Annotated in this window: 11 protein-coding genes (1 of these 11 only partly in view); 6 read left to right on the plus strand and 5 right to left on the minus strand. The window is 46.9% G+C overall.

The window, feature by feature from the left end; translation table 11 throughout:
- A protein-coding gene (locus OM978_RS12525) for a DcaP family trimeric outer membrane transporter (RefSeq protein ID WP_264342539.1) crosses the window boundary here: on the minus strand, positions 1–783 show its 5' portion. It extends 375 nt beyond the left edge of the window; the window shows 783 of its 1,158 coding nt (coding positions 1–783); it begins with the start codon at positions 781–783; its stop codon lies beyond the left edge, outside the window.
- Between the two features lie 262 nt (positions 784–1,045).
- Here OM978_RS12525 and acs point away from each other — a divergent pair, with 262 nt between their 5' ends.
- The gene (gene acs / locus OM978_RS12530; RefSeq protein ID WP_264342540.1) at positions 1,046–2,995 is read left to right on the plus strand and encodes an acetate--CoA ligase; all 1,950 of its coding nucleotides are present in this window, start codon (positions 1,046–1,048) and stop codon (positions 2,993–2,995) included.
- Between the two features lie 98 nt (positions 2,996–3,093).
- Positions 3,094–3,765 carry a response regulator transcription factor gene (locus OM978_RS12535; RefSeq protein ID WP_233009702.1) on the plus strand — a complete coding sequence of 224 codons (672 nt, stop codon included), beginning with the start codon at positions 3,094–3,096 and terminating at the stop codon, positions 3,763–3,765.
- Between the two features lie 18 nt (positions 3,766–3,783).
- On the opposite strand, the gene OM978_RS12540 is transcribed toward OM978_RS12535, so the two are convergent.
- Both OM978_RS12540 and OM978_RS12545 read right to left on the minus strand, forming a co-directional pair.
- The gene (locus OM978_RS12540) at positions 3,784–4,851 is read right to left on the minus strand and encodes an AI-2E family transporter (RefSeq protein WP_264342541.1); all 1,068 of its coding nucleotides are present in this window, start codon (positions 4,849–4,851) and stop codon (positions 3,784–3,786) included.
- A gap of 75 nt (positions 4,852–4,926) precedes the next feature.
- Positions 4,927–8,463, minus strand: coding sequence for a PAS-domain containing protein (locus tag OM978_RS12545; RefSeq protein WP_264342542.1), 3,537 nt, complete (start codon positions 8,461–8,463; stop codon positions 4,927–4,929).
- Positions 8,464–8,643: 180 nt separating this feature from the next.
- Between OM978_RS12545 and OM978_RS12550 the strand changes: the two genes are divergently transcribed.
- The 4 genes from OM978_RS12550 (at position 8,644) to OM978_RS12565 (ending at position 13,189) form a co-directional block, all read left to right on the plus strand.
- Positions 8,644–8,910 carry a DUF4212 domain-containing protein gene (locus tag OM978_RS12550; protein WP_233009705.1) on the plus strand — a complete coding sequence of 89 codons (267 nt, stop codon included), beginning with the start codon at positions 8,644–8,646 and terminating at the stop codon, positions 8,908–8,910.
- A gap of 10 nt (positions 8,911–8,920) precedes the next feature.
- Positions 8,921–10,636, plus strand: coding sequence for a sodium:solute symporter family protein (locus tag OM978_RS12555; RefSeq protein WP_264346944.1), 1,716 nt, complete (start codon positions 8,921–8,923; stop codon positions 10,634–10,636).
- Positions 10,637–10,708: 72 nt separating this feature from the next.
- Positions 10,709–12,529: a putative nucleotidyltransferase substrate binding domain-containing protein gene (locus OM978_RS12560; protein WP_264342543.1), complete on the plus strand. Its 1,821-nt coding sequence runs from the start codon at positions 10,709–10,711 to the stop codon at positions 12,527–12,529.
- Positions 12,530–13,189, plus strand: coding sequence for a 3'-5' exonuclease (locus tag OM978_RS12565; RefSeq protein ID WP_264342544.1), 660 nt, complete (start codon positions 12,530–12,532; stop codon positions 13,187–13,189). It begins immediately after the preceding gene.
- 149 nt (positions 13,190–13,338) lie between these two features.
- Here the strand turns inward: OM978_RS12565 and OM978_RS12570 are convergent, their stop codons facing one another.
- The gene (locus tag OM978_RS12570) at positions 13,339–15,636 is read right to left on the minus strand and encodes an acyl-CoA dehydrogenase (protein ID WP_264342545.1); all 2,298 of its coding nucleotides are present in this window, start codon (positions 15,634–15,636) and stop codon (positions 13,339–13,341) included.
- A gap of 18 nt (positions 15,637–15,654) precedes the next feature.
- Positions 15,655–16,308, minus strand: coding sequence for a TetR/AcrR family transcriptional regulator (locus tag OM978_RS12575; protein WP_264342546.1), 654 nt, complete (start codon positions 16,306–16,308; stop codon positions 15,655–15,657).
- Between the last annotated feature and the right edge of the window lie 96 nt (positions 16,309–16,404).

Genomic DNA, 16,404 nt, shown 5'->3' on the forward strand with positions numbered 1-16,404 from the left:
ATCGTCGGTGGCCGAAACATTGTACTTACCGGAAAAAGACGCAGCATAACCGTTCGTGCTGTCATCAAGGGTTGCAGATTCAATAGAAAGCTGACGCGCCATCACAGCGAAAGCCAAAGAACCCCAGGACGCTGTATGGTTATATTTGACCACCACATCAGGAACCGAGTTATCGTCAGTGACAATACGGGCACCGCCCGCATTTGGTGTCACTGTCGTTTCAGGGTTCTCCAATGCGACTTGCCAACCACCATTGGTATAACGCACCTGAGCTTGGCGCACGAATATAGCACCGTCTGTGTTACCGATAAAATCAAGGCTATCAGGTAATGAAGCTACATCCATAAAAGTGGACCAGGTTTGACCCATCAGCCAGTTGTCATACGTCAAAAACGCATGGCGGATTTCTGGACTGTAACCATTGGTGACACGTTCATCACCATCAGGTGTTGCCATCATGTCAAACTCAATAGTCCCGTTTATCTTTTTGCCGTTGTCGAGTGCTGTCGCTGTCTTAAAGAAGAAGCGGGATTGACGGGCATGGGCATCAAAGGTCGCGGATTCGCCTTCACCACCAACAGGGGTAAGGCTTGGCACGTAAAAATCCCGACCAATACCTGTAGGGATCTGACCGTCTGAGGTATCAGTCCACATCGTATCCAGTTTTATATAACCACCGTAAGTCAATTCAGTATCACCAAAGGTGACTGCAGCCTGAGCCTGTCCGCATAGTCCTGCAACGGCTAAAGCCACTAAGCTGGCAAGAGGTTTTTTCGTCAGCATTGTTTTCTCCTGGTCCAAGTTAAAATGTTGTTATTGTCTGTACCACGACTCAACTTTGGTTCGCTTTTGGCAAAGCGACAATTAGCCTTTAGTCGCAGATTGTTTTTTATTCAGTGGTAACGCAGACGGCGATGGCTGGATTGGCTAGACTAAGGTCTAATGTTGTTAGCACCTTAAAAAAGGTAGAACAAACACAGCCATAACAGGTGGTAGTCGCTATTGGACTAAGCCATCGAGCCTACAAGACAGGGGAAAATTAAAAATGAGTCACGCCCAGCTTTATCCGGTACCAGAGCACACCAAAGCCAAAACTTTGGTGACCAACGAGCAGTATCTGGCGATGTATGAAGAGTCAGTGAAACAACCTGAACAGTTTTGGGCAGAGCATGGCAAGCGCATCAGCTGGTTTACACCTTTTACTAAGGTAAAAGATACCAGCTTTGATTTAGGTAATGTGCATGTGAACTGGTTTAGCGACGGCAGCTTAAACGCCAGTTATAACTGCCTGGATCGCCACTTACCAGCCAAAGCCAATCATGTGGCTTATTATTGGGAAGGTGATGAGCCTGGCGTACAGAAAGCTGTTACTTACCAGGAGCTCTACGACGAAGTTTGTCAGTTGGCCAATGCCATGCGCACTTTAGGAGTGGGCAAAGGCGATCGTGTGACTATCTACTTACCTATGATCCCAGCAGCTGTCGTTTCCTTGTTAGCCTGCGCCCGGATTGGTGCTATCCACTCAGTCGTATTTGCCGGCTTTTCACCAGATGCTTTAGGTAGTCGGATTCAGGATTGTGATTCCAAACTGGTGATCACTTCAGATCAGGCGGCACGTGGCAGTCGCCTCACTTATTTAAAAGACAACACCGATCAGGCATTAGCACATTTAGGTGATGCGAATCCGGCTAAGCATGTCATTGTGGTCAAACATGTGGGTGAGAGTATCGATTTCCACCAGGGGCGCGATCAGTGGTATCACGAGATTCTGGCGAAAGAGCCGAAACACTGTGAACCTGAAGTGATGAATGCTGAGGATCCCTTGTTTATCCTTTATACCTCGGGTTCAACCGGCAAACCTAAGGGTGTGTTGCATACCACTGGTGGCTATATGGTGTGGGCTTCGATGACACACCAGTATGTGTTTGACTATAAAGAAGGCGATGTTTACTGGTGTGCCGCTGACATTGGCTGGGTCACAGGCCACACTTATATAGTGTATGGCCCGTTGGCGAATGGCGCGACCAGTATTTTGTTTGAAGGCGTACCTACTTATCCAAACGTAAAACGTATTGCTCAGGTGGTTGATAAATACAAAGTGAATATTCTCTACACGGCTCCAACTGCTATCCGTGCATTAATGGCACATGGCACTGTGGCGGTCGATGGAGCTGATCTATCCTCGCTGACTTTGTTAGGCAGTGTAGGCGAACCAATTAACCCTGAAGCATGGAACTGGTATCACCAGAGTTATGGCAAAGGCAACTGCCCTATTGTGGATACCTGGTGGCAAACCGAAACAGGCGGTATTTTAATTACGCCTTTACCTGGTGCAACAGCTTTAAAACCCGGTTCGGCGACACGACCATTTTTTGGTGTAAAACCGGCTATCGTTACCAATGAAGGTGAACTGGTTGATGGCGTAGCCGAAGGTAACTTAGTGATCCTCGACAGTTGGCCAGGCCAAATGCGTTCTGTATTTGGTGATCATGAACGTTTTGAACAAACCTACTTCAGCACTTATAAAGGCATGTACTTTACCGGTGATGGCGCGAAACGTGATGAAGACGGTTATTACTGGCTGACAGGTCGTGTGGATGACGTACTGAATATTTCTGGCCACCGTTTAGGCACGGCTGAAATAGAAAGCTGTCTGGTAGCGCATGATGCGATTGCCGAAGCCGCGGTGGTGGGTTATCCGCACGATATTAAAGGTCAAGGCATCTATGTCTTTATTGCTCCTCGTGTGGGTGTAGAGCCAAGTGATGAGCTGACTAAAGCAGTGCGTGACTGGGTACGCCGTGAGATCTCCCCTATTGCTGCGCCGGATATTATTCAGTGGACACCCAGCTTACCTAAAACCCGTTCAGGTAAAATTATGCGTCGTATTCTGCGCAAAATTGCCGCCAATGAATACGATCAATTAGGAGATATTTCTACTCTGGCGGATCCGTCCGTTGTAGAGAACTTGATCCAAAACAGATTAAACCGCTAATCTGTTGACAATAAGTTGCTAATGTTTAATTAATAGCAACAACACTTTAGCTGAACCCAGCCTCTGTTTTTATAACAGAGGCTGGGTTAGGAGTTTATATGGCAAAGTTAATTGTCGCAGATGACCATCCACTGTTTCGAAACGCGCTGATCCATGCGATCAGTAATACCTTTGTCACCAAAGCAACTATAGAGACCGACAGCTTTGAGGCCACCTGTGAAGCCCTGCTGGAGCATCCTGATGCAGACTTATTGCTGCTGGATTTGCATATGCCTGGTAACTGTGGTTTTTTGGGGCTTATTCAATTGCGCAAGCAGTACCCAACACTTCCTATAGTAGTGATTTCTGCCAGTGATGATGTGGATGTGATTAAACGCGTTATGGCGTTTGGAGCATCCGCTTTTATTCCAAAATCAGCCCATCCGGCAGAAATTGGCAAAGCCTTAAGCGCAGTCATTGATGGAGAGCTTTGGGTACCGCCGGCCATCCGCAGCCAGGTAATGAATCAACATCAACACCAGCCGGATTTAGATCTCGCCAGCAAAGTGGCAGAATTGACTCCGCAGCAGTATAAAGTATTGTTCTATTTGACCGAAGGGTGGCTGAATAAACAAATCGCTTATGACTTACATATATCAGAAGCGACGGTAAAAGCTCATATCACGGCGATTTTCCGCAAATTGGGAGTGACCAACAGAACGCAGGTGGTGATCCAGGCTCAGCGTCTGCAACTGGAAGCTCCGGCTGACAAGACGCTGGTCGCACACTAATCAGAACAGCAGGCCTGATTACTCAGGCTTACTATTCTTATTTTGGGGCTGCTGGAACTCATCAATAAAGATTTGCCAGAACACTAAAAACAGCGCAGCCACCATAGGTCCTAACACAAAACCATTAATCCCCATCAGGGTAATGCCACCTAAAGTGGAAAACAGCACCAGATAATCCGGTAGTTTGGTATCACGCCCCACCAGTAGCGGCCGCAGTATATTGTCGGCCAAACCAATCACTAAAGCGCCATAAGCCACCAAAATAGTCGCAATCACCCAATCGCCAGTGGCATACCAATACAAGGACACTGGCAACCAGACTAATGCCGCGCCCACTGCAGGTAATAAGGATAAAAACGCCATCACTACGCCCCATAAAATTGGCGCAGGTAAGCCTAACAACCAGAAAATCAGACCACCTAAAGCCCCCTGCACTAATGCAACGACCAGATTACCTTTGACGGTTGCACGGGTGACTTCAGCAAATTTGGCAAAAAGTATACGTTCACGCTTATCGCCCAGAGGTAAAGCCTTGATCATTAACTCGACTAAACGCGGGCCTTCACGTAATAAGAAAAAAGTTAAATACAGCATCAGACATAAGCTCAGGATAAAGCCAAAGGTATTTTGTCCAATCGACAGAGCTTCTTTGGCTAATAAGCGACTGGCTTCAACAGCACCGGATGATAATTTTTCACGTAGTCCATCGGTTTGAATACCAAAACGGCCTAAAAACTCAGTGACAACAGGAAATGCTTGTCGTATTGCTTCGATAAAACCGTCCGGGTTAATTTCACCCTTTTCGATTTTGTCGTAAAAAGAAATCCCTTCCTGAATAAAGGCGGCACCAATGGCAAGCACGGGCAATATCACCATCAGTACACAGAGCAGCAAAGTTAATAAAGCCGCTCTATTGGGTTTATTACCAATACGGCGTTTAATTTTGATATGGACAGGATAAAAAATGACGGTGATGGCGCACGCCCAGAAAATAGAACCCCAAAAAGGTTCCAGTACAAAACCAAAAGCCAGGGTGACAATAATCAACATGGCTAAAAAAACCCGTTCTTCCAACTTGGCCAGCATTCAGCTCTCCTTTGCTAACAATTCACATATGTCAGGCATTTAACCACAGCAAAGCCGAAGCAGCCAGACTATGGGTTACAAACGCTGATTTTTTAAATGATTAATACCAGCTCGCAGCGCCGCAGGTTTAATGGGTTTAGCTAAGAACAACAAACCCGCCGCTTTGGCTTTCTGAGCTAAATCAGGTTCAGGGGCAGCAGAGACTAAAATGCCAGGCACATTACCCCAATACTGCTGTAACTGCTGATACAACTCTAATCCATTGAGCCCCTGCCCCAACTGATAATCCAGAATAAGCAGATCAGGTTTACTCATTGTTTCTGCTTGTTGCAGCAGTTGCTCCGCATACACATAACTTTTCACCTCACCCAATTGCCATTGTTCCAGTAATAGCCGAAGTGCGGCAAGATTAGAGTTATCATCATCGACACACAAAACCTGCCATTGCGGCAACGAAGAACTCTGACGTTCCAGCACTGCGCTTTGTTCCTCCACAGCTTGCTCTGCAGCCAAAGGCAAATACAAACTGAACACAGTACCTTTGCCCACAACAGAACGTACTTCAAGTTGGTGTCCGAGCAAACGAGCCATACGTTGTACGACTGCCAAACCTAATCCAACCCCTTGCTGACCACGGGCAGTGCTGTCCACCCGGTAAAAATCATCAAAAATACGCTTAAGCTCATGTTCCGCCACTCCAGGTCCTGTATCCCATACCTGCATTAGCAAGCGATCACCTCTCTTCCTACATGACACAAGCACCTGACCGGAAGGCGTGTATTTAATCGCATTGCTTAAAATATTCTGCACAATGCGCCGCAGATACGTGCCGTCAGTTTGCACTTGCCAATCACCAAAGTGAGTGCGCAGTCTGAGCTGTTTTTGCTCCGCCAACAGTCTGAACTCATCAGATAACGGCTGTAAAATAGCAGTGACAGATAACGCCTGAGTTTTCGGCTGCAAGCGGCCATCATCCAGACGGGCAATATCCAGCAAAGTGGCTATCAACTCTTCTGTGGCTTTGAGGGAATTATCCAATTGATGAATGATTTTTTGCTGATCAATAGCGGCATCGGCTCCCTGTAAAGCTGCAGTAAAAAGGCGGGCAGCATTCAGTGGCTGCAAAATATCGTGACTGGCAAGCGCTAAAAAGCGGGTTTTGGATACGTTGGCAGCTTCGGCCTCTGCCTTCGCCTGCAACAGTTGTAACTCGGTCGCACTGCGCCGTGCCACTTCTTCCACCAGCTCCTGATTCATTTCACTTATTCTGTGAGTCCGCTCCTGCACCCGCTGCTCCAGATGCTGTTTGGCTTCAGCAAGTTGCTGCACTGCGCGCACATGTTCTGTGATATCGGTAAAACTGGTAACAAAACCACCACCAGGAATAGGATTACCGCGCATTTCTATCACGGTGCCATCCGGCCTTACCCGTTGAAATACATGAGAGGTGCCGTTTTGCATATGAGTAATACGTTTGGCGACATGCTCTTCCGGAGCACCTTCGCCAAAAAGTCCACGCTCGGCATTAAAGCGCACAATATCAGCGACAGGGCGACCAATACGGATCATGCCATCAGGGTAATCAAACATTTGCAGGTACGCCTTGTTCCAGGCCACCAGTTTTAAATCACGGTCTACGACACTGACGCCCTGACTTAGGTGCTCCAGTGTCGAAAACAAAATTTTGCGGGAAAACTGGATAGCCTGAGTGGTATCGTCAAACAAGGTCACCACATCTTCCAACTCCAACTGCCGTCCTTCAGTTGCAGCGCTTACTACAGCCAAAGCAGAAGCTGCACCTATTACACCGGCAAGCTCGCGCTCAACAAAGGCAATAAGCTCCGGCCCTGCAATACTGTCCTGTAAGTCCAGATCGGGGAAACGGCGTTGAAACTCACTCATGGCTTCGTTACAGCGCTGTGCGCCAATAAAACGCTCCAACAACATGGTAATGTCAGTCCGACGCACCCGCCCCCGCCGCACAGGCGCTTCTTTATGTTCTAATGGCAAGGTGGGTTTAACAAAAGCTGCCGCTTGTAAGCGATCTTTTAAATTCACTTTGACCAACAGGGAAAACAGCAGATAACAGCTCAGATTCAGCCCCAAAGACCAGATCACACCATGGCTTAAGGTATCCAGTTCCACACCAAACAAAGAGGTAGGTTTGAGTGCTTCAATGCCAAATAAGCCTTGTTGCAACACTGTAGGCTCAAGCACACCTACAGCAGACAGCTGTGGCACCATCAGGCAGAAAAACCACAAGGTGAAGCCAACGGCAAGTCCTGCATAAACCCCAAAGGCGTTGCCGTGACGCCAATACAAGCCCCCCACTACAGCGGGAGCAAGCTGAATAGCCAAGGCAAAAGCCAAAAGACCTGTTTCTGCCAGTTCGTAGTTACGGGCAAATAATGCGTAATAGCCATAAGAGAGCAGCATGACCGTAATAATCATGGTGCGGCGTACCAGTAAAATCAGGCCACTGTAATCTTTGATGCGCTGACCATGACCGGGACGACGTAAAATAGCTGGCATCACCACGTCGTTACTGATCATGGTACTTAACGCCAGAGTCGAGATAATAATCATCGAGGTCGCTGCAGAAAAACCACCGATAAACACCAACACACTTAAGGTATGCCAACCGGATTTTTCCGGGATCAACAATACAAAACTATCCGCCAGATGCTCTTGCCCTGGAAATAAATGCATACCAGCCAAGGCGATAGGGATCACGACCAGCGTGACTAAAAATAAATAGCTGCTGTACCAGCGTTTGGCGTGACGTAAATGCCGGTGGTCCACGTTCTCAACAAAAGCCACATGAAACTGGCGGGGTAACAGAAAAATAGCACTCATCGCCAACACTGTTTTTACAGCAAAAGACAACCAGCTGTTATGGTCTGTGCTGTATTGCAAATGACTGGCATGCTCAACAAACTGACTGACGCCTATGTCTTCCGGTAACAGCAACCAATACGCCATCAAAGCCAGACAGAGCAGAGCAAATAACTTCACCACAGATTCAAAAGCTATAGCCACCATCACGCCGCGGTTTTGTTCCGTCAACTGAACTTTGCGGGTACCAAATAAAATGGCAAACACTGTCATTGCCATAGCGCTGAACCAGGCCGTGTCCTGCCACCAGGGCAAAGATTGGTCGGATAAATCATGCCCCAGCAGCACCTGATACGAACTGGCGACAGCTTTGAGCTGCAAAGCGATGTAAGGGATAACAACCACTAAACACAATAAAGCAGTGACTAAGGCGATATTTTTGCGTTTGCCATAGCGGGCACTGATAAAGTCGGTAATAGAAGCGACGTTTTGTTTTTTGGCGACATACAAAAGCTTAAACAAAAAGGGCTGTGCGAACAGAAACACCAGAATAGGGCCCAGATAAATCGGAATGTAATCCCAGCCCTGAGTGACTGCAGTGCCTACAGCCCCGTAGTAAGTCCAGGAGGTGCAATACACGGCCAAAGCCAGGCTATATAACAAACCACCATACTTTCGTAGTAGTTGATCACCGGCATGGCGTTCGCCCCAGTTGGCAATAAAAAACAGCAAACCTACATACAACAAGGCCAATAAGGCAACTATCCAGGCTGACAAAGCACACTCCCCTTTGATTTCTGTGCTTACTTTTGGCAGAAAGCGCCAGAAAGTCAATGCTATGACATTTAGGCTTCGACTAAAGTCGGGCTATCGCTTCCCGCACCTGCTGCTAGATTAAGCATGCAAGTCAACAGAATTTCTATAACAACCACAAAAAACAACAAGAGGAAGACAACGATGGCATTTCAAACAAATGAATTAGCCAAAGCCTACTGGCGGGAGAATATCTCGCTGATGCTCAAACTGCTGGCGGTCTGGTTTGCAGTATCCTTCGCAGCTGGGATTTTATTTGTAGACCAACTGAATATGGTGCAGTTTTTTGGCTTTAAGCTCGGATTCTGGTTCGCGCAGCAAGGCTCTATCTACACCTTCGTTCTGCTGATCTTTATTTACGTTATCAAGATGAATGCACTTGATCGTAAATACGACGTCCACGAAGATTAAGGGGTAGATGATGGATTTACAGACGTTAACCTACATTATTGTCGGTGCAACCTTTGCGTTGTACATCGGCATAGCCATTTGGGCCCGTGCTGGTTCAACACAAGAGTTCTACGTAGCTGGTGGCGGTGTATCGCCTTTAGCGAACGGTATGGCTACTGCTGCTGACTGGATGTCTGCCGCGTCATTTATTTCAATGGCCGGTTTAATTTCTTTTATGGGTTACGACGGTTCAGTTTATCTGATGGGCTGGACAGGCGGTTATGTGCTGCTGGCGTTATGTTTAGCCCCCTACCTGCGTAAGTTTGGTAAGTTTACTGTGCCAGACTTTATCGGGGATCGTTACTACTCCCAAACTGCACGTACCGTTGCGGTCATTTGCGCCATTTTAATCTCCTTCACTTATGTGGCAGGCCAGATGCGTGGTGTAGGTGTGGTGTTCTCTCGTTTCCTTGAAGTGGATATCACAACCGGCGTGATCATAGGTATGGCTGTGGTATTTTTCTACGCTGTATTAGGTGGTATGAAAGGTATTACCTACACTCAGGTGGCTCAATACTGCGTGTTGATTTTTGCTTATATGGTTCCGGCTGTCTTTATCTCTATCATGATCACTGGCCATGTGTTCCCGCAAACGGGTTTAGGCGCGACTTTGATGGATGGCTCAGGCATGCACTTGCTTGAACGACTGGACGGTCTCTCGGCTGAATTGGGTTTTGCAGCATACACAGAAGGAACTAAATCCACTGCTGACGTCTTTGCTATTACCGCCGCCTTAATGGTGGGTACAGCTGGCTTACCTCATGTTATTGTTCGTTTCTTCACTGTACCACGCGTAAAAGATGCCCGTATTTCAGCGGGTTGGGCTTTGATTTTTATCAGCATTTTGTACACAACTGCTCCAGCTATTGGTGCTTTTGCCCGCTACAACATGATTGACACCATCAATGGTCCGGACGCTCAGGGTACGTTAGTGGCAGAAGCTCCAACCTGGATTAAAAACTGGGAAAAAACCGGTTTGATTAAACACGAAGATAAAAACGGTGATGGTCGCATGTTCTACTCAGGTGATGAGCGCAACGAAATGACCATTGACCGTGACATCATGGTGTTAGCAAACCCGGAAATTGCTCAGTTACCAGATTGGGTCATTGCTTTGGTAGCAGCTGGAGGTATTGCCGCAGCTTTATCCACAGCAGCTGGCTTGTTGTTAGTGATCTCAACGTCGATTTCGCACGATTTACTTAAACGAAATCTGATGCCCAAAATTACTGATAAACAGGAATTGCTTGCTGCACGATTGGCAGCGGCAGTGGCCATCATAGTGGCGGGTTACTTAGGTATTAACCCACCAGGCTTTGTTGCGGAGGTGGTGGCTTTCGCCTTCGGCTTAGCAGCGGCGAGTTTCTTCCCTGCCATTATTCTTGGTATTTTCTACAAGAAAATGAATAAGGAAGGTGCTATCGCCGGTATGTTAGCTGGCGTGGTATTCACTGTGGGCTATATCCTGTACTTCAAGGGTATTTTTATCACCCCATTTGCTGAAAACAAACCTGAAAACTGGCTGTTTGGTATATCTCCTGAAGGCATTGGTGCTGTAGGTATGTTGGTCAACTTCGTAGTGGCCTACGCCGTCAGCAAATTCACTAAAGAAGTGCCGCAGGAAGTACAGGATATTGTTGAACAAATCCGCTTTCCTAAAGGCGCAGGTGAAGCTCAGTCTCACTAAGTTAGCGTAGAAAAAACAGACCTGACAAGGCGTGGCAACACGCCTTGTTTTTTGATAAAGCAGGAAGGTTGTATGCAGGTTCAGGAAGTTGTTTCTTTTTTGCAGCAAACGCCCCCTTTTGACGACTTAGCGCCTCACGTCCTTGAAACGTTGAGCAGGGATTTAACTGTGCTCTACCTTGCAGCAGGAGAAGAGCTACAACCTACACCCCAACTTCTGCTGATACGTTCAGGTTTATTTGCTTTACATACCGAACAGCAGCGCATCACCCATTTACAATGCGGTGATTTTTATGGCTATCAGTTACTGCTGACAGGCCTCGCCGACCCCGACAGTATTCGATGTGAAGAAGATGGGCTGGTGTATTTTTTACCTCAGCAAAGTTTTGATAAATTACGTCACCAGTACAAAAATTTTGATTTATTTTTCCAGCGCTTATTTAGTCGTCGCCTGCATCTGTATCAAAGCAGCCAACAACAAGCAACCTCGACTTTAAAAGTGGCTGATTTAGTCACCAGACGTACAGTCTCTATTGAATGCTCTAACACTGTGCAGCAAGCCGCCATGTTGATGACAGAGCAACGGGTTTCCTGCGTATTGATTGAAAAAGACGACAAACTAGTAGGCATTCTGACCGACCGCGACTTACGCAGCCGTGTGCTGGCAAAAAATTTGCCAGCATCCACTACAGTCTCACAGGTCATGACGAAAACACCTCAACGTATTGAAATCGATCGCTTTGCGTTTGAAGCCATTCAGCAGATGAGCCAACACAATATTCATCATTTACCCGTGGAAGAACAAGGCAAAGCGGTGGGAGTGCTCACCACCACAGATTTAATTCGTAGCCAGCAGGAACATCCGGTCTTTCTTATAAGCCACATTCATCGCCAGCATAAAGCCGAAGGTCTGGATGCCATCAGCCCACAAGTGCAGCAATTGGCGATACAACTGGCTGAGCAGCAAATCCCCTCTTATGAAGTGAGCAGCGTACTCACCAGCATTATGGATGCTTTAGCCCAAAGCTGGTTACAAATTGCAGAACAACAACTAGGCCCTGCCCCTTGTGTTTATAGCTGGTTGGTATTTGGATCTCAGGCCAGACGCGATATGTTACCCAGTGCCGATCAGGACAACGCCCTGTTGCTGGAAAAAGAGCCTGCTGGCGCAGTCGCAGATTACTTTTCAGCACTGTCAGATATTGTTTGTAAGGGGTTGGCATCCTCAGGCCAGGCGCTTTGTGACGGCCATATTATGGCGTCTAACCCAGAGCTGCGCTTAAGCCTGAAAGGCTGGTCGGGCCGTTTTGCTAAATGGCTGAATACTCCGGACCCGCAAGCGCTGTTAAACAGCAGTATCTTTTTCGATATGCGGCTTGTTCATGGCAGCAAAGGTTTGTTTAACGTGCTGCAGGAAGACGTGCTGGCACGCTGTAAAAATAACGAATTGTTTTTGTATCATCTGGCCAAAAACGCCACCGAGCGGCAACCTCCGCTTGGATTTTTTAAACACTTTTTGTTGGAGCAGGATGGTCGTCAGCGCAAAGGACTGGATTTAAAAAAGCGAGGTATTAGTCTCATCACAGATTTAGTCCGGGTCTATGCCTTATCTGCAGGTATCCATGCGGTCAATACCAGAGAGCGCCTGGCTATATTGCAGCAACAAGCCGTGCTGACTCAGCGCCAGCAACAGAACTTACAGGGTGCTTTTGATGTATTAGCAAACTTACGCTGGCAATTGCAGGCACAGGATATGAAACGGGGCCGGCATTTATCCAATTTACTGGACCCAACCCAACTGAGTTTGTTGCAACGCCATCAGTTAAAGGACGCTTTTGCTGTGATTAGCGACGAGCAACAAATTCTCAGACAACGTTTTTGCCGGGAACTTTAAATGTGGAACTGGCTGAAAAAACCAGTGTCAGTGCATCAGTTGGTGCTGGACTACGAAAAAGAACAGAGTGTTGATAAACAAAGTCTGGCTAGTAAAACCAATTATCTGGTGCTGGATTTTGAAACCACAGGATTGGATGCGAAAAAACATCATATTGTCAGCGCTGGTTGGGTAAAAATTTCTGACAGCAGAATTCATTTAAATTCGGCGCAGTACCTATTGGTAAAAAGCCCGGAGTCCGTGGGCCAAAGTGCTGTGATCCATGGTCTGCATAATAACGAAGTACAACAAGGGTTAGAGCTGGAGGATTTATTAAGCCTGTTGCTTAACGAGTTAAAAAGCTCTGTGCTGGTGTCGCATCATAGTGCACTTGAGCTTAACTTCTTAAAACAAAGCTGTCAGAACTGTTTTGGCCGATCTCCTGCGTTTAAAGCTGTCGACACTTTAAAACTTGAACTCTACAAAATGCAGCTCAAAGGTGGAGCCGTTGCGCAAAACTCATTGAGTTTGCCTGCGTGCCTGGCCCGTTACCAATTGCCTGAAGTGACCGCACATCATGCCTTATCCGATGCCTTTGCCTGTGCTCAGTTGTTGCTGGCACAACTAAAAACCAGAGGAGCTTCCTGTACTTTGGCTGAACTTTTTCAACAAAGCCGCTAATAAACCAGAAACTATGGCGCAAAGTTTTTTGCCTGAAGATGAAATTGAAAAAGCCAGTCTGAAGTGACTGGCTTGAAAGGTATTCTGGCTACAATGAATTCGTGGGTCAGAGCCAATTTGCTACGCAAATATGGATCTGACCCTGTGCCTTAAATTGCATTACCTGATAATACGCCAGGCTTAAAGCTATCGACACTGATAGAAGCAAAACGTAATTCGTTCATACGCGTCAGTTGCTTGGCTTCTTCTGCGTTAATCACATTCAGTTCCAGCGCTTTGGCAATCAACTGGTCCATAGGTATTTTACGTGGCAGAGTCGCTTGTTTTTGCGCAGCGTAAATCTTCTTCATCACAGGCTGAGCTTCATGCACTGCAATAAAAGCAGACTCCATTAAACCTGTTGGGTCTTCATCGCCTTCACCAATAAAACATAAGTGAGTTAAGCGGTCACGAATCACACCTGGTTTTAACAGCGCATCAGAAATGTCCTGAGTCACTGCATCGGCTGGCATTTTGTAGCCAATACCAAATGGGAATACCAGAGTTTTAAGCAAACGCGCGACCACAGCACTTGGGAAGTTCTGGAAGAAACCAGAAAATGCTTTACCAATTTCAAACAAGTTACGTTCGATGGAGTAACGTACGAAAGGTAAATCCGCCACCTGACGGCCATTGTCTTCATAAAACTTCAGCACGGCAGAAGCGATATACAAGTGGCTTAATACGTCGCCTAAACGGGCAGACAGCATTTCTTTACGTTTTAAATCGCCACCTAACATCAGCATAGAAAAGTCAGCGCTTAAGGCCAAAGCACGGCTCATGCGGCTTAACTGCTTGTAGTATTTTGCAGTCTCACCAGACACAGGGCTTGAATTAAAACGACCTAAAGTTAAACCCTGCCACAGTGCGCCAAAAGTATTGCCTAAAGCAAAACCTATGTGCTTCATCAGCAGGCTGTCGAATTGCTGTAAACCTTCTTCAGCATTTGGATTCGCCGCAGCTTCTAATTCCTGCAATACGTATGGGTGACAACGGGTTGCGCCTTGTCCAAAAATCATCAGGTTACGGGTTAAAATATTCGCGCCTTCTACCGTGATAGAAATAGGAATACCCATATAACCGTGCGCCAGATAGTTTTTAGGACCCACCTGAATAGCGCGACCTGAGTGAATATCAAAGGCGTCGTTTAACAAAGTACGGGACATTTCTGTCATATGGTACTTGGCAATAGCAGTCACTACAGAAGGGCTCAGGTTTAAGTCGATTGCACCGGCTGTCATGACACGCATAGCTTCTAAGCTGTAGGTATAAGCACCTATGCGGCCTAAGCTTTCCTGTACACCTTCAAACTTACCTATGGCCATACCAAACTGCTGACGCACATAAGAATAAGCGCCTGTCATCCGGGTAGCTAAATGGCCTGTGGCTGTTGCCAGAGCCGGCAGAGAAATACCACGGCCTGCTGATAAACACTCCACCAGCATACGCCAGCCACGACCTGCGTAGTCAGGACCACCGATAATCCAGTCAATAGGAATAAATACATCTTTACCGTAGGTGGTACCGTTCATAAAGGCCATATTCATTGGGAAATGACGATCGCCAATTTCAACACCTTCATGACTGGTTGGGATCAAGGCACAGGTGATACCCAGCTCAGTTTTTTCGCCTAATAAGTTTTCCGGGTCATACAGCTTAAAAGCCAGACCTAATACAGTAGCGACTGGGGCCAGCGTGATGTAACGCTTATCCCAGTTCAGGCGAATACCTAATACTTCCTGACCTTCAAACTGGCCTTTACAAATCACGCCCGTATCAGGAATACCACCGGCATCAGAGCCCGCTTCCGGGCCTGTTAAAGCAAAACATGGCACTTCTTTACCGGCGGCTAAACCTGGTAACCAGCGGTCTTTTTGTTCCTGTGTACCGTAGTGCATCAGAAGCTCGCCAGGGCCTAAAGAGTTAGGCACCATGACAGTCACAGCCGCAGTTAAGCTTCGCGTGGCAATGCGCGATACAATAGTCGAGTTGGCAATGGCAGAAAATTCACGGCCACCGTAGCTTTTTGGAATAATCATCGCAAAAAAGCCGTTGTCCTTGATGTATTGCCAGACTTCAGGTGGTAAATCGCGCTGTTCCTGCACAATTTTGTAGTCATCCAGCATCTTCAGCAGGGTGTCTACTTCATTGTCCATAAAAGCCTGTTCTTCGGCAGACAATTCAGCTTTTGGAATGGCATGCAGCTTTTTCCAATCTGGTTTGCCCTGAAACAAGTCACCATCCCACCAGACATCCCCTGCTTCCATAGCTTCACGCTCTGTATCTGACAGCGGGGGTAAAATTTTCTTAAAGATGCCAAACACAGGTTTGGTGATCAGGTTACGTCGAATGTCTGCTACACCGAGCACAACAATCAGCACAACCAACAGCAGGATCAGAATTGACATAATAAGGTCCTTGAGAGATTAGTGAGTTTGACTTGATAAAGTTAAAGGTGACGCAATGCCGGCGGCTAAATAAGGAATAAGCCTGTGGATCACGCCTTCTATTTCTACATTTTCGTTAAAATCTGCTGCCGCAATTTCTTGTAACGCCTGATTCGACGCCATGGTGAACACCACAGTGCCGAGTGAAAAATGCAGGCGCCAGAAGATTTCACTGGCTGGTAAATCAGGGCAAGCCTGCTGCACCAGCAATACAAACTTGTCCAGAGTGCGGCCATAATGATGGTTGAAGAACCAACGTAAATGCCCCTGCACATCGGTATAACCCCGCCCCAGTAACTGCAAAAACATCCGGGTGCCGTGATGCTGCACTTTATTCAGTTCCAGCAAAGGTTTAATAAAGACAGACAGCACTGCCGTTAAGTCGTTTTGTTTTTGACTAGCCAATAGCTGACTGAATTCCTGATCCAAACGCGGCATCAGCACCGACAAGTAACGCTGCAGTACCGACTGGATCAGCTCTTTTTTTGAACCAAAATGATAGTTCACCGCCGCCAGATTGACCTGAGCCATACTGGTGATTTGTCGCAATGAGGTATCAGCAAAACCAGTGGAAGCAAAAAGCTGCTCGGCTGCATCCAGAATTTTGTCCTGAGTTGTCGTTTTATTAACCATAGCCCTGACTAAATTAAAACACTTGTTTGAAATGTACGTTTGAAAAAAAACACTGTCAAGCAAGCAAGAGATAAAAAGGCTAATCTGGTCAGATGA

The sequence above is a fragment of the Rheinheimera sp. MM224 genome (assembly GCF_947090785.1).
Classification (GTDB): Bacteria; Pseudomonadota; Gammaproteobacteria; order Enterobacterales; family Alteromonadaceae; genus Pararheinheimera.

Excerpts from the sequence above, each read along its gene's own strand:
- acs (WP_264342540.1), top strand. The coding sequence starts at position 1,046 with ATGAGTCACGCCCAGCTTTATCCGGTACCAGAGCACACCAAAGCCAAA.
- OM978_RS12535 (WP_233009702.1), top strand. The coding sequence starts at position 3,094 with ATGGCAAAGTTAATTGTCGCAGATGACCATCCACTGTTTCGAAACGCG.
- OM978_RS12540 (WP_264342541.1), bottom strand. The coding sequence starts at position 4,851 with ATGCTGGCCAAGTTGGAAGAACGGGTTTTTTTAGCCATGTTGATTATT.
- OM978_RS12550 (WP_233009705.1), top strand. The coding sequence starts at position 8,644 with ATGGCATTTCAAACAAATGAATTAGCCAAAGCCTACTGGCGGGAGAAT.
- OM978_RS12555 (WP_264346944.1), top strand. The coding sequence starts at position 8,921 with ATGGATTTACAGACGTTAACCTACATTATTGTCGGTGCAACCTTTGCG.
- OM978_RS12560 (WP_264342543.1), top strand. The coding sequence starts at position 10,709 with ATGCAGGTTCAGGAAGTTGTTTCTTTTTTGCAGCAAACGCCCCCTTTT.
- OM978_RS12565 (WP_264342544.1), top strand. The coding sequence starts at position 12,530 with ATGTGGAACTGGCTGAAAAAACCAGTGTCAGTGCATCAGTTGGTGCTG.
- OM978_RS12570 (WP_264342545.1), bottom strand. The coding sequence starts at position 15,636 with ATGTCAATTCTGATCCTGCTGTTGGTTGTGCTGATTGTTGTGCTCGGT.
- OM978_RS12575 (WP_264342546.1), bottom strand. The coding sequence starts at position 16,308 with ATGGTTAATAAAACGACAACTCAGGACAAAATTCTGGATGCAGCCGAG.